General features: G+C 69.1%; 12 protein-coding genes. 2 read left to right on the plus strand and 10 right to left on the minus strand.

Annotated features, from left to right (window positions below):
* Window positions 1–25: 25 nt before the first annotated feature.
* From ACIP5T_RS16785 to ACIP5T_RS16825, 9 genes are all read right to left on the minus strand, one after another.
* Window positions 26–1228, minus strand: a complete 1203-nt coding sequence (locus ACIP5T_RS16785; RefSeq protein ID WP_400865982.1) for a glycerate kinase — start codon at window positions 1226–1228, stop codon at window positions 26–28.
* A 111-nt stretch (window positions 1229–1339) separates the two neighbouring features.
* Window positions 1340–2944 (minus strand): SLC13 family permease, encoded by a 1605-nt coding sequence (locus tag ACIP5T_RS16790; protein WP_400865985.1) that lies wholly within the window; start codon window positions 2942–2944, stop codon window positions 1340–1342.
* Window positions 2941–3600, minus strand: coding sequence for a response regulator transcription factor (locus ACIP5T_RS16795; protein ID WP_400865988.1), 660 nt, complete (start codon window positions 3598–3600; stop codon window positions 2941–2943). The genes ACIP5T_RS16790 and ACIP5T_RS16795 overlap by 4 nt, the downstream gene beginning before the upstream one ends.
* Before the next feature lies 1 nt (window position 3601).
* Window positions 3602–5194: a sensor histidine kinase gene (locus tag ACIP5T_RS16800; RefSeq protein WP_400865991.1), complete on the minus strand. Its 1593-nt coding sequence runs from the start codon at window positions 5192–5194 to the stop codon at window positions 3602–3604.
* Window positions 5187–5483 carry a hypothetical protein gene (locus tag ACIP5T_RS16805; protein WP_400865994.1) on the minus strand — a complete coding sequence of 99 codons (297 nt, stop codon included), beginning with the start codon at window positions 5481–5483 and terminating at the stop codon, window positions 5187–5189. The genes ACIP5T_RS16800 and ACIP5T_RS16805 overlap by 8 nt, the downstream gene beginning before the upstream one ends.
* Window positions 5484–5563: 80 nt before the next feature.
* Entirely contained in the window at window positions 5564–6364 is an 801-nt protein-coding gene (locus ACIP5T_RS16810; protein WP_400865997.1) for a sulfite exporter TauE/SafE family protein, read from the minus strand.
* A gap of 39 nt (window positions 6365–6403) precedes the next feature.
* Window positions 6404–7951 carry a tripartite tricarboxylate transporter permease gene (locus ACIP5T_RS16815; protein ID WP_400866000.1) on the minus strand — a complete coding sequence of 516 codons (1548 nt, stop codon included), beginning with the start codon at window positions 7949–7951 and terminating at the stop codon, window positions 6404–6406.
* A complete protein-coding gene (locus tag ACIP5T_RS16820) occupies window positions 7951–8508 on the minus strand; it encodes a tripartite tricarboxylate transporter TctB family protein (protein WP_400866003.1) in 558 nt (185 codons plus the stop codon). The genes ACIP5T_RS16815 and ACIP5T_RS16820 overlap by 1 nt, the downstream gene beginning before the upstream one ends.
* A gap of 1 nt (window position 8509) precedes the next feature.
* Window positions 8510–9526, minus strand: a complete 1017-nt coding sequence (locus ACIP5T_RS16825) for a Bug family tripartite tricarboxylate transporter substrate binding protein (RefSeq protein ID WP_400866006.1) — start codon at window positions 9524–9526, stop codon at window positions 8510–8512.
* Between the two features lie 162 nt (window positions 9527–9688).
* Here ACIP5T_RS16825 and ACIP5T_RS16830 point away from each other — a divergent pair, with 162 nt between their 5' ends.
* Complete coding sequence (locus tag ACIP5T_RS16830; protein ID WP_400866009.1) at window positions 9689–10909, plus strand: hypothetical protein; 1221 nt, start codon at window positions 9689–9691, stop codon at window positions 10907–10909.
* A gap of 112 nt (window positions 10910–11021) precedes the next feature.
* Window positions 11022–12593: an AMP-binding protein gene (locus ACIP5T_RS16835; RefSeq protein WP_400866012.1), complete on the plus strand. Its 1572-nt coding sequence runs from the start codon at window positions 11022–11024 to the stop codon at window positions 12591–12593.
* A 68-nt stretch (window positions 12594–12661) separates the two neighbouring features.
* On the opposite strand, the gene rplQ is transcribed toward ACIP5T_RS16835, so the two are convergent.
* A complete protein-coding gene (gene rplQ / locus ACIP5T_RS16840; protein WP_400866015.1) occupies window positions 12662–13192 on the minus strand; it encodes a 50S ribosomal protein L17 in 531 nt (176 codons plus the stop codon).
* Window positions 13193–13246: the final 54 nt, after the last annotated feature.

Genomic DNA, 13246 nt, shown 5'->3' on the forward strand with positions numbered 1-13246 from the left:
CGAGGGGTGGCACTGCGGTCGGCGTTCAGGCGCCTCTCGCCGACATGGCCGACCCGAGAAGCACCATCCGCATGCTCCGCTCGGCTGCATCGCGCAGCAGCGCCTCGCCCTGCTCCACTGCCTGCGCCAGCGGCATGGGCACGGTGATGATCGACGCGATCGCATCGATGCCGATGTCGTGCACGGAGGGCGCCCCCTCCCCCAGAGAGCCGGCGATTCCGAGGACCGGCACTCCGGCGACACGGGCACGCATCGCGATCTCCGCCGGCACCTTTCCTCGCGGCGTCTGGAAGTCGATGGCACCTTCTGCGGTGATGACGAGATCGGCGACCGCCATCAGCTCGTCGACCGCGTTCGGCAGCAGGCCGCTGTCGAGCAGCACCTCGAAGCGCGGTGCGAGACGAGCTCCGAGCACGGCCGCGAGCCCTGCGCCCAGACCGCCGGACGCGCCGGTGCCACCGCCCGTGCGGACGTCCATCCCGGCACCGAACGGGCTCTGCTCCTCGAGCAGTCCCGCCCAGGTGTCGAGCGCCGCCGCGAGGTGCTCGACCTGTGCGGGGGTCGCGCCCTTCTGCGGCCCGAAGACTCGCGCAACGCCGCGCGGCCCGCACAGCACGTTGTGGATGTTGCAGGCGAGGACGATCTCGACCTCGCCGATGCGCGGGTGCAGCCCGGAGAGATCCAGCTCGACCGCCTCACCGAGGTGCCGCCCTCCGGCCAGGATCGTTGCGCCGTCGGAACGGAGGATCCGCGCACCCAGGGCCTCGAGCGCCCCCGCGCCTCCGTCGCTCGTTCCGGAGTCGCCACAGCCGACGATGATCCGCTCGGCACCGTCGTCGAGGGCGGCGGCGATCAGCTCGCCGACCCCGCGGGTCGTGGTCTCGCCAGGGTCTCGACGGTCGCGCGGCACCAGCCGCAGCCCCGCCGCGGAAGCCATCTCGACGACGGCGGTTCCCGCCGCGTGGCCGCCGAGCCGGGCCCAGTGCGCGTGCACCGGTGAGCCGACCGGCCCCGTCACGACGCGCGGCACGAGGTCGCCGCCGGTGGCCGCGGCGAGCGCCGCGGCCGTTCCCTCTCCGCCGTCGGGCACCGGGAACTCGTCGACCTGCACACCGGGTATGACCCGGCGCACACCGGATGCGATCGCCTGTGCGACCGCCTCGGCGCTCAGACTCTCCTTGAAGCCGCTCGGTGCGATCAGGATGCGCTGCGGAATGTGAATGGACATGTCTTCTCCTTCTGCGCCCCTCGGGGCGAGTTCTGCCCGTGTGGGCACGACGATCACCGGTGCACCGGCGGTGCACGCGGAAGGGGGGATGGCTGGGGAGTGCGGCGAGGGTCAGCGCAGCAGCGGCAGACCCATCGACGGCCAGATCCACAGTGCGAAGACGGCGACGAGCACGAACATCGCCGGTGCGAGGATCACCGAGAGACGTCGCAGGTCGCGCGGGGTGAAGCTGTGCGGCACGACCTCGGGATCGGCGAACATCGCGACCGGTTTGGCCGAGCTGGGGAGAGTGTGGCAGAAGCCCGCTGCGGCAGTCGACGCGAACGCCGCCGCCATCGGATCGACGCCCAGCGCGGGGGCCACGGAGATCACGACCGGGATGATCGCGGCCGACCTCGCCGACCGTGACGGGATCAGCAGGTGCGCGGCGGTCGACACAGCGATCACGACGAGCACGAACACCACCGCGCTCGCGGAGCCGAGGCCGCTCATCGGGGCGAGTGCGGTGGTGCTCAGCCAGGTCGCGGCGCCGGTGCCGGTGAGCGCGGACGCCAGCGCGAGGGTCGCCGCGAGGAAGAGGAGCAGCGACCAGGGCACGCGCTTGACGGCGGCCGGGAAGGTCGTGCAGCCGATCCCCGGGGAGACGGCCGCGACCGCACCGAGCAGCGCGACGAGGGCCGGGGAGAGCTGGTGCAACGGCTCGGTCGCCCAGAGGGTTACGACCGCTCCGAGCAGGATCGCCGCCCTGCGCTCGACCGCGCTGAGGGGACCGGTCACAGCGGTCGAGGCGGAACGGGCCAGGTCGGCGGGGCTCAGACGCAACGGCGTGCCGGCTCGGTCGGTGCGGCGGGTGAAGCGCCACAGGATGATCTCGCACGCGAGGTGCGACGACACGATGGCGAGCGGGAGGCCGAGCCACAGCCACCCGAGAAAGGTGAACCCCGGCTCGCCCGCGGCGCGAAGCAGCTGGTCGGTGATGATGTGCGCTCCGGCACCGAGCAGGGAGCCGACGGCGGACAGCAGCACCACCGTCGGCATCAGCAGCGCAAGCGCCCTGACGACGCGTTCACGGCCGGGCAGGACATCGGATACCGCGGTGAACACCGGAACGGCGAGCGCGGCGCGCCCCGAGGTCGCGGGCACGGCGAATGCGGTGAGCGTGAGCGCCACGGTCGTCAGGTGGAAGAGGCTGCGGGGCCCGCGGGCGAAGCGGAGCAGGTGCGCGGCACCGCGCAGGGCGAGCCCCGAAGACGATACTCCTGCGGCGATCACGAACGCCCCGATCAGCAGCCAGATCGTCTCGTCTCCGAGTGACGCGAAGAACGTGCTCGCCGGGAGGATGCCGGTGACGATGAGCGCGACCGCGGCGAGGAACGCGACGAGCGTGTCGTCGAGAGGGGTGGCCGCCCAGGCCCACACGGCGAGCAGGAAGACCGTGATGGTCACCGCGATCGGCAGGGTCGGGCCGCCTGAAGATGCGGGGGCAGCCGAAGCGAGTGCCATCACGATGCCTGCCACGACGATCGCGGCCGCGACCACGAGACGCAGCACGAGCCGGCGTCCGACCGTTGCCGCCCGTGGGCGGGTCGCACGTCCGGCGGAGAAGGGGGACGCGCTCCGGTGCGCGGGCGGAAGCACGCCTGTGCGGTGCGGGGGCACGGTGGCGAAGCGTGCGTGCTCGGCGATCGGGGGGATGCCGTCGGCGGGAGTGCTCATCGGAATCGGTACCCCGCCCCGCGAACCGTCTCGATGCGCTCCGAGCCGATCTTGCTGCGCAGGGCGCGGACGTAGACGTCGACCACGTTCGAGGCGGGGTCGAAGTCCATGCCCCATACGTGCCCGATCAGCTGGTCGCGCGACAGCACCTGCCCCGCGTTCTGCAGGAATACCTCGAGCAGCGAGAACTCGCGGGAGGTGAGCTCGCGCATCGCCCCGGCGACCGTGACGCTGCGCGCTCGCACGTCGACGCGGACGTCGCCGTGCGCGAGCACAGGGCCCGTCGCACGCCCCTCGCCATCGCCGATGCGCAACCGCACCCGGGCGGCGAGCTCGGCGAACTGGAACGGCTTCGTCACGTAGTCGTTCGCGCCGCTCTCGAGTCCGCGCACGGTGTCGATGACGGAATCCCGTGCCGTGAGAATGATCACCGGCGTCGTGACCCCTTCACCCCGAAGATTGGCGAGCACGTCGAACCCGTCCATGCCGCCGAGGCCGATGTCGAGCAGCACGAGGTCGAACGTGCCGCTGCGCGCCATCAGAAGCGCGGTGTGGCCGTCCGCGGCTTCCGCGGTGTCGTATCCCGCGGCACGGAGTCCTCGGCGTACGAACGAGGTGATGTGAGGGTCGTCCTCGGCGATCAGGATGTTCCGCATGTCAGTGCTTCCTCTCATCCGACGGGTCCGCAACGCCGGCCGTCACGGGCGCGGGTACGTCGATGCCGAACATCGCCCCTTCTCCCAGTACGCTGTCGACCCAGGCTGAGCCGCCGTGGCCGTCGGCGATCGCCCGCACGATCGCGAGTCCGAGACCCGAGCCGCGGCGAACACCGGTGGTGTCTCCTCTGGCGAATCGCTCGAAGATGCGCTCCGCGTCGACTGCCGCGACACCGGGACCGCTGTCGCGCACCCACAGGCGCAGGCGCCGCTCCGCACCCTCGCCGTCGAACCGGGAGCCGAGCTCGATCCGGTCCCCGTCGGAGGTCACCTGCACCGCGTTCGCGGTCAACTGCAGCACCGCCTGCGTGATCCGCTGCGGATCGAGCTCCGCAGAGCCTTCCGCGATCTCCATGAGCTGCCAGCGACGATCGCCCAGAGCCTGGGCCTTCGCCTCGATGTCGAGAGTCAGCATCGAGACCTCGCACTGCGCCACCCGCACGAAGTCGTGCTGCTCGGCCCGAGCCAGCACGAGAAGGTCGGTGACGATCCGGCTCATCCGATCGAGCTCTCCGCTCACCAGCCGCAGCGTCTCCGCACGCTCCTCGGGGTCCTCGCTGAGCAGCTCGAGCTGGCCGCGGACGATCGTGATCGGTGTGCGCAGCTCGTGCCCCGCGTCATCGACGAAGCGCTGCTGCGTGGCGTGCACCGACTCGAGCCGGTCGAGCATCTGGTTGAAGGTCGTCGCCACCGCAGCGATGTCGTCGGTGCCGTCCACCGGCACGCGGGCAGTGAGATCGTGCTCTCCGATGTCTCGCGCCACCCGATACACCTCACGGACCGGAGCCAGGATCTGACCGGCCACGAGCCATGCGACGCCGGAGCTGAGCAGCACACCGATCAACGCCACCCAGGCGATCGTCACGAAGGCGTCATCGACCTGCGCGCGAGAATCCTGCGTGTACTGAAGGATCAGGACTGCTCCCTGCTGCTCGCCGACCGTGAAGTCCAGCCGCCCCCACCGAAGGGGTCCCGTGTCGGACGACTCCAGCGCGCCCGAGGATGCCTCCGTGTTGAGCAGACGACTCACGAGCATCTCGCCACCTGCGACCGTTGACAGGTCGATGGCCTCCGGGGCGTCGGTGGCGTCCGCGGCATCCGCGGCATCCGCACGGCCGTTCGCGATCGCGATCACCTGTCCGTCGACGGCCGCGATCACCACCTCGTCCTCGTGCGCCGACTGGCGGGCCAGGTACTCCGTGAGCATCGCCTCGGCAGAGGAATGGGCCCCGGCCGCCGTGTCCTCGGCGAAACGCGAGAATTCGGCGGCCTCCTGCTCGATCTCGGAGTTGGCTGCCTGCTCGACGCTCGCGAGGAAGATGCTCCGCCCCATGACCCCTACTGCGATGAGCGTGATCAGGGTGCTGAGGACGATCCACAGCGTGATCCGCCACCGTGCCGGCAGCGTGCGCGGACGCAGCGTGCGCAGAGGCGCACCGCCGCGAGACACGTGGGAGGAGGTCTCGTCCGGTCGGGCCGGCTGCGGCTCCGGCTGGGCGACGATGTCGATCGGCAGGGTGGGCGCGTCAGTCATCATCGTCGCCGCCGTCATCGTCATCGTCATCGCCGACCTGCGGAGCGGGTGCCGGAGCGGGCTCCGGCACGGGGGCAGGGGCGGGTGCCGGGTCAGGGACGACGGGTGTCGTCGGCTGCGGTGCGGCAGGGACGCTCGGCTCGGCAGTGGGCGCCAGCTGCACCACGACGGGCTTCGTGGGGATCTGCGGCGCCGGGGGCATCTGCGCGAGGGCGATGCTGCCTGCCGCGAAGATCACCGGCACGGCGATCAAGGCACCCGGTATCAGGAGGCGTCGTAGGTCGGTCATGCCACCATGATGCCGGTCGATGATGATGCCACGATGAGCCGCAGATGAAGATCGCTTCATCTGCGGGCGCACGGCAACCGTCAGTCCTTCTTCTTGCGCCCCTTGATCGCCTTCATCGCCATCTGCACCGCGATGACCACGAGGTATGCCGCGAACAGCATGTTCCCCACCTGCGGGTCGATCAGCGTGGCCAGCCATGCGCCGAGCGCGGTGGTCGTGCAGGCGGACACTCCGACGATCGCCGCTGCGAGGAGATCGACGTTGTGGTTGCGCAGGTTGCCGATCGTGCCTGAGATCGCGGTCGGGATCATCATGAGCAGCGATGTGCCCTTGGCCACGAGGTCGCTCGTGCCGAATGCGAGCATCAGGATCGGCACGACGATCACTCCGCCGCCCACCCCGATGAGCCCTGCGAGGATGCCCGTGGCGACGCCCACGACCAGGAGAGCGAGTCCGTTGAGCAGCTGCAGCTCGAACTCCGCGTCGCGCGAGGGGACGACCAGGAACAGGCTCACGATGACGACCACGAGGAAGCCGACGAAGAACCAGCGCAGCACGGTCTGCGAGATCTTCGGCAGCATCCGAGTGCCGATCTGCGCGCCGACCACGGAGCCCGCTGCGAGGATCAGCGCGGGGATCCAGGCGACCGACCCGTTGATCGCGTAGGAGACGACGCCGACCGTCGCGGTCGGCACGATCGCCGCGAGCGATGTGCCGGCGCCGAGCCGCTGGTTGAAGTGCAGGAAGAGCACGAGCAGCGGAACGATCACCGTGCCGCCGCCGACGCCGAAGAGGCCGGAGAGGAGTCCTGCGATCAGGCCGATGCCGACGAATGCCGTGTAGGCGCGAGGCCCTCTGCTCAGGGTCTCTGCATCACTCACCGGATCAGCCTACTCTCAGGCTCCCCCTCCGTTCTTCCCTCAGACCTCGGAGTCGGCCTTGATCGGCACCGAGATCGATTCGGTCAGCGCCTGCTCGTAGCGGCGCTGACGACGACGCAGCCACAGGCCGCCGACGATCAGGAGTGCCAGCAGCGCGTAGGCGGTCGCCGCGAACGGCTGCGCGACGAGCGTCGTCAGGTCTCCCTGGCTGAGCTGGAGGGCGCGCCTCAGCTGCGCCTCACCCATCGGTCCGAGGATCATGCCGACCACGAGCGGAGCGACCGGGAACCCGTACCGTCTCATGAAGAACCCGAGCACCCCGATGATCGTCAGGATGAGGATGTCGACCACCGAGTAGTTCAGCGCATAGGCGCCGAACGCCGCGAACACGAGGATCCCCGCGTAGAGGTACGGCCGCGGGATCTGCAGGAGCTTCACCCACATGCCCACGAGCGGAAGATTCAGCACGAGCAGGATGACGTTGCCGATGTAGAGGCTCGCCACCAGCGCCCACACCAGGTTCGACTGGCTCGTGAACAGCATCGGTCCCGGCTGCAGCCCGTACGACTGGAAGGCCGTGAGGATGATCGCGGCGGTCGCTGTGGTCGGCAGTCCGAGCGTCAGCAGCGGAACGAGCACTCCGGCGGCGGCCGCGTTGTTCGCGGACTCCGGTCCGGCGACGCCCTCGATCGCCCCGCGTCCGAACTCGGACTTGTGCTTCGAGAGCTTGCGCTCGGTCGCATACGAGAGGAAGGTCGCCACGTCGGCGCCGCCCGCGGGGATCGTTCCGATGGGGAAGCCGATCGCAGTGCCGCGCAGCCAGGGCTTCCACGAACGACGCCAGTCGTCCTTCTTCATCCAGTTGCGCCATCCGCGCGTCACCGGGATCACGTCGATCGCCCCGTGCCGCAGCCGCGCGGCGATGTACAGCGTCTCTCCGACGGCGAACAGTCCGACCGCCACCAGCACGATGTCGATGCCGTCGGCGAGTGGCAGCAGCCCGAGCGTGTACCGCTGCTGCCCGGAGAGCCGGTCGGTTCCGACGAGACCCAGGAACAGCCCCACCCCGAGCGAGAGGAGGCCGCGAGGAACCGACGAGCCCATGAGCGCTCCGACGGTGATGAAGGCGACGACGATGAGTGCGACGTAGTCGGCCGGACCGAGGTTGACGGCGAACTGCGCGAGCACGGGAGCCAGGAGGGTGAGGCCGATGGTCGCGAGAGTGCCGGCGACGAACGACCCGAGGGCGGCGGTCGCGAGCGCTGCCGCGCCACGGCCCATCTTGGCCATCTTGTTGCCTTCGATCGCGGTGACGATCGAAGCCGACTCCCCCGGGGTGTTCAACAGGATGCTCGTGGTCGAGCCGCCGTACATCCCGCCGTAGTAGATCCCCGCGAAGGTGATCAGAGCGGCAGCCGGCTCGAGCGTGTAGGTGAGCGGCAGCAGCAGCGCCACCGTCATGGCGGGGCCGATTCCCGGGAGCACGCCCACCGCAGTGCCGATGAGCACGCCGATGAACGCGAAGACGAGGTACTGCGGCTGCAGCGCAGTCGCGAACCCCTCGAGGAGCAGAGACCAGCTGTCCATCAGAACATCCTCCCGAGCCAGGCCAGAGCAGGCCCCCAGGGCAGAGACAGTCCGAGCAGACCGCCGAACACGACCTGAACCACGAGAGCGAGGGCGATCCCGACGCTGAGAGCCACCCACCAGCGCTTCGCGCCGAGCGACCAGGCGACACCGCCGAACAGGATCGCTGCGGCCGGTGCCCAGCCGAGAGGTGCGATCAGGAAGAGGTGCGCCACGAGGAATGCGGCGATCTTCACGAGAGTGACCCAGTCGGTGGGGAGCGACTGATCGACGTCCTCCCCGTCTTCAGGGACTCCCCTCTGCCCGCGCAGGATGCCGATGAGCACGGCTACCGCGGATCCCAGGAGCAGAATCGCGACGAAGATCGGGAACACGGTCGGACCGACCTGCGCGCCGACCGGAACATGGATGGAGAAGACGCCGATCAGGGCGAAGACGCCCAGCGCGACCATCAGCAGGGCGAAGACGAGTTCACCCACTGGCACGGGGCCGACGATGCGTGCGGATCGGCGTTCGCCGATCCGCACACCGTCGGGCCCGGAGGACCCGGTGATCATGTCAGCCGACCAGACCGATGTTCTGCAGGGTCGCGGTGACCTCTTCGATGTTCTCGTCGAGGAACTCGTCGAACTCCTCGCCCGTGAGGAACGCATCAGCCCACCCTCGCGTCTCGAGCTCGGCCGTCCAGGCCTCCGAATCGTGCAGCTCCGTGACGATCCGCGTCAGCTCCTCGCGGTTCGCATCGTCGATCTCTCCGGGTGCGATCACCCCGCGCCAGTTCGTCAGGACGACGTCATAACCGGAATCCGTGATCGTGGGGACCTCGGGGAGCTGCTCGACCGATTCATCCGATGACACCGCGAGAGCCTTCATCGTGCCCGCGTCGATGTGCTGCAAGAACTCGCCGACGCCCGAGATGCCGGCGTCCACCTTGCCGCCCAGGATCAGAGAGGTCGCCTCACCGCCACCCGAGTTCGGGGTGTAGTTGAGCTTCTCGGCGATCTCGGCGCCGTCGAGCCCGGCCTCCTCGAGCATGAGCCCGGCCAGGATGTGGTCCGCGCCGCCGGCGGAGCCGCCGGTGATGGTCACCTCCTGCCCCTTGTCGACGACGTCCTCCACGAGATCCTCGAGCGTGTCGTACTCCGAGTCCGCCGGGACGACCACGACCAGCGGTTCGTCTGTCAGTCGGGCGATGGCGGTCGTGTCCTCGATGCGGACGGCCGAGGCGTTGGTCTCGACCGCGCCGACCATCACGAGGCCCATCACCATCAGGGTGGCCGGGTTCTGCTCGTTCGCAAGCTGGGCGAGCCCGACGGTGCCGCCGGCGCCGCCGACGTTGGTGACCGGCGCGGAGCCCACGATCTTCTCCTCCGTGAGGAGCTGCGAGAGCGCGCGTCCGGTCTGGTCCCATCCCCCACCCGGATCTGCGGGGACGACGATGTTCACGTCGCTGATCGTGACGGCCTCATCCGCAGCGTCGTCGCCAGCGGGTTCGGTGCTGCCCGAGCACGAGGTCAGTGCGAGTGCGGTTGCCGCTGCCACTGCCACCGCCGTGCCGATACGTGACTTCTTCATGTGCGCTCCTCCTTGAGCGTTCGTGTTGCTGTTCGTCCACCCTGGGAGGACGGATGCCGCCGCTCAAGCTTCGGAAACCATTGGTCGCGTTCCGAAAGTATTGGTCGCGATCGCCCGTCGCCCCGCGTCGCGGCGCACGCGCGCAGCGAGGACAATGGTCGAGTGGCCTCAAGGATGACGCTCCGGGTGCAGCTCCTGGCTCTGCAGGCGCTGATCGTGTTCTTGGTGACCCTCGCGACCGGGATCGTCGCCGGTGCCCTGCAGGAGCAGGCGCTCCGGGAGGCCTACAAGGATCGGATGCAGGCCGTCGCCCAGTCGATCGCGGCGCTTCCTCCCGTGCTCGAGGCCTTCGACGACCTCGAACCCGCCGCAGCGATCCAGCCGATCGCCGAAGTGATCCGCGAGGCCTCGGATCTCGCGTACGTGGTGGTCGCGAATGCCGACGGCATCCGCTACTCCCATCCGAATCCCGACCGCATCGGAGAGAGGGTGTCGACGGATCCGTCCGTGCCGCTCGCCGGTGAGATCTACGTGGGCACCCAGACCGGCACGCTGGGCACGTCCTGGCGCGTCAAGGTGCCGATCCGCGAGGACGGCGGCGTGGTCATCGGCACGGCATCCGTCGGCATCCTCGAGTCGGAGCTCAACGAGGAGTTCACCGCCAATCTCACCTGGCTGATCTCGGCGATGCTCGCGGCCGCCGTGCTCGGCGTCTTCGGCTCGGCGTGGGTCACCTCGGTGATCAGACGACGCATCTATCGGCTGGAGCCCCATCAGATCGCCGCCCTGGTGAAGAACCAGGAGACGACCCTGCATCGGCTCAGCGAGGGCGTCATCACGGTCAACGGCGCCGGTCGGATCACCCTCGCGAACGACGCCGCCGCACGCCTGCTCGAGAAGGACTCGAGCGAGCTCGATGACGCCGCCGTGGCCGACGTCCTCGACGACGAGCTGCTCGACGTGCTCAGGATCGGCGAGAACGAGGGGCGACCTGTGATCGTCGGATCGCACGTCCTGGTGGCTCGCAGCACCGGAAGCCGCGTCGACGGCGCCGATGTCGAGGCCACTCTGCTGCTGCGCGATCACACCGAGCTGCACGACGTGGTGCAGCGAGTCGAGGCAGCAGACGCGATCATCGCCTTCCGTCAGCGATTCGGGCTCCCCAAGGGGCTGAGCCCCGAGACCCTCGATCGGATCTCATCGGCCCTCGCAGCTCGCCCCGATGCCTCCGCCACCGAGATCGGCGACGATCTGACCATCTCGCGTGTCAGCGCCAGGCGCTACCTCGAACACCTCGCGAGCACAGGGCGCGCGATCCGCACCCTCGACTACTCGACGAAGGGTCGGCCCGGCACGCGGTATCGGGCCACCGGACCGTCATGACCGCTGCCTGCGTGCTCATCGGCTGCGAAAGCCCCTGGGACCGGGTCTCCTCCTGTGCGACACTGGATCGCATCAGACGACGTCGTCGATGACCCGGATCGAAGGAGATCTCATGGTGCGCAGTTCCTATCCCGATGTCGAGATCCCTGAGGTCTCGATCCACGACTTCCTGTTCGGCGACGTCGAGGAGGACCGCCTCGACGCGATTGCGATCGTCGACGGCGTCAGCGGTGCGACGACGACCTATCGCCAGCTGATCGCACAGATCGACCTGTTCGCCGGCGCACTCGCTGCACGCGGAGTGGGCGTCGGGACGAAGGTGGGCGTGCTGTGCCCCAACATCCCCGCGTTCGCGACGGTCTTCCACGGCATCCTTCGCGCGGGGGCGACGGCGACCACGATCAACTCCCTCTACACGCCCGAGGAGATCGCGAATCAGCTGACGGATGCCGAGGCGACGTGGCTCATCACCGTCTCACCGCTGCTCGCCGGGGCGAAGGCGGCGGCCGCGGCCGTCGGACTCGACGACGACCACGTGATCGTCCTCGACGGCGCAGACGGGCATCCGTCGCTGCCCGCCCTGCTCGGCGAGGGCCGTACCGCCCCCGAGGTGAGCTTCGACCCGGCGACGCATCTCGCCGTGCTCCCCTATTCCTCGGGCACGACCGGCAGGCCCAAGGGCGTCATGCTCACGCACCGCAACCTGATAGCCAACGTCAGCCAGTGCCGCTCCACGATCTCGCTCGGCGACGACGACCGCGTGCTCGCCGTCCTGCCGTTCTTCCACATCTACGGCATGACAGTGCTGCTGAACTTCGCGCTGCGCCAGCGTGCGGCTCTCGTCACCATGCCCAGGTTCGATCTCACGGACTTCCTCCGCGTCGTCCAGGAGCACCGCACCAGCTGGGTCTTCATCGCACCGCCCATCGCCGTCGCGCTCGCGAAGCATCCGCTCGTCGACCAGTACGACACCTCGGCGATCAAGGTCATCTTCTCAGGGGCCGCTCCGCTCGACGGGACGCTGGCATCAGCGGTGGCGACCCGCCTCGGATGCACGGTGTGCCAGGGGTACGGCATGACGGAGACGAGCCCGGTCACCCATGCGATCCCCTACGACCGCCCGGACATCGACCGCTCCTCGGTCGGCCTGCTGCTCGCCGGCACCGAGGCGCGGCTCGTCGCGGAGGACGGCAGCGACGTCGATGCGCCGACCGAGGGCGTCAGCGCTCCGGGTGAGCTGCTCATCCGCGGCCCCCAGGTCATGGCCGGCTACCTCAACAGGCCGGATGCCACGGCCGAGATGCTCGACACCGACGGCTGGCTGCACACCGGCGACGTCGCGACCGTGACGCACGACGGCATCTTCCGCATCGTCGACAGGCTCAAGGAGCTCATCAAGTACAAGGGCTACCAGGTGGCGCCGGCCGTCCTCGAGGCGGTGCTGCTCGAGCACCCGTCCATCGCCGATGCGGCGGTCATCGGCGCGCCCGACGCCGACGGGCAAGAGGTCCCGAAGGCGTTCGTCGTGGTGCAGCAGGGAGCGGAGCTCGATGCGGATGCCGTGATGGCCCACGTGGCGGCGCATGTCGCCCCTCACGAGAAGGTGCGGCAGGTCGAGTTCATCGACGCCATCCCGAAGTCGGCATCCGGAAAGATCCTGCGCAAGGATCTGCGCACACGCTGAGCCTCTCCGAAATGAAGAAGCCCGCCGTCCCTTTCGGGGCGGCGGGCTTCTTCGAACGAGCGAGCTGCTTACTCGGACTTGTTCTCGACGGCGTCCTCGGCGGCAGCCTCGGCTGCCTCTCCCTCGGCCTGCGACTCGGCACCGGCGTCGGTGGTCTCTTCTGCCGGAGCCTCCTCGACGACCTCGGCGGGCTTCTCAGCCTTGGCAGCCTTCTTGGTGGACTTCGCCTTGGGGGTGACGGGCTCGAGAACGAGCTCGATCACGGCCATGGGGGCGTTGTCACCCTTGCGGTTGCCGACCTTCGTGATGCGGGTGTAGCCACCCTCACGGTCTGCGACCAGCGGAGCGATCTCGGTGAAGAGCACGTGTCCGGCGTCCTTGTTGGAACGCAGCACGGTCATCGCACGACGACGCGAGTGCAGGTCGCCGCGCTTGCCGAGCGTGATGAGACGCTCCGCGAGCGGACGCAGGCGCTTGGCCTTGGTCTCGGTCGTCTTGATCGACTTGTGGATGAAGAGCTGCGCCGCGAGGTTGGCAAGCAGCAGACGCTCGTGTGCGGGGCCGCCTCCGAGGCGGGGACCCTTAGTGGGCTTGGGCATATCTCACTCCTGGTCAGGAAAGGTCGGGTCAGCTGGCCTCTGCCAGATGACAAT

The sequence above is a fragment of the Microbacterium sp. NPDC088619 genome, from assembly GCF_044752825.1.
GTDB lineage: Bacteria > Actinomycetota > Actinomycetes > Actinomycetales > Microbacteriaceae > Microbacterium.

Bases quoted from the DNA above. Each gene is read 5' to 3' on its own strand.
- ACIP5T_RS16800 (WP_400865991.1), bottom strand. From the start codon at position 5,194: ATGACTGACGCGCCCACCCTGCCGATCGACATCGTCGCCCAGCCGGAG.
- ACIP5T_RS16795 (WP_400865988.1), bottom strand. From the start codon at position 3,600: ATGCGGAACATCCTGATCGCCGAGGACGACCCTCACATCACCTCGTTC.
- ACIP5T_RS16825 (WP_400866006.1), bottom strand. From the start codon at position 9,526: ATGAAGAAGTCACGTATCGGCACGGCGGTGGCAGTGGCAGCGGCAACC.
- ACIP5T_RS16820 (WP_400866003.1), bottom strand. From the start codon at position 8,508: ATGATCACCGGGTCCTCCGGGCCCGACGGTGTGCGGATCGGCGAACGC.
- ACIP5T_RS16835 (WP_400866012.1), top strand. From the start codon at position 11,022: ATGGTGCGCAGTTCCTATCCCGATGTCGAGATCCCTGAGGTCTCGATC.
- ACIP5T_RS16815 (WP_400866000.1), bottom strand. From the start codon at position 7,951: ATGGACAGCTGGTCTCTGCTCCTCGAGGGGTTCGCGACTGCGCTGCAG.
- ACIP5T_RS16785 (WP_400865982.1), bottom strand. From the start codon at position 1,228: ATGTCCATTCACATTCCGCAGCGCATCCTGATCGCACCGAGCGGCTTC.
- rplQ (WP_400866015.1), bottom strand. From the start codon at position 13,192: ATGCCCAAGCCCACTAAGGGTCCCCGCCTCGGAGGCGGCCCCGCACAC.
- ACIP5T_RS16790 (WP_400865985.1), bottom strand. From the start codon at position 2,944: ATGAGCACTCCCGCCGACGGCATCCCCCCGATCGCCGAGCACGCACGC.
- ACIP5T_RS16805 (WP_400865994.1), bottom strand. From the start codon at position 5,483: ATGACCGACCTACGACGCCTCCTGATACCGGGTGCCTTGATCGCCGTG.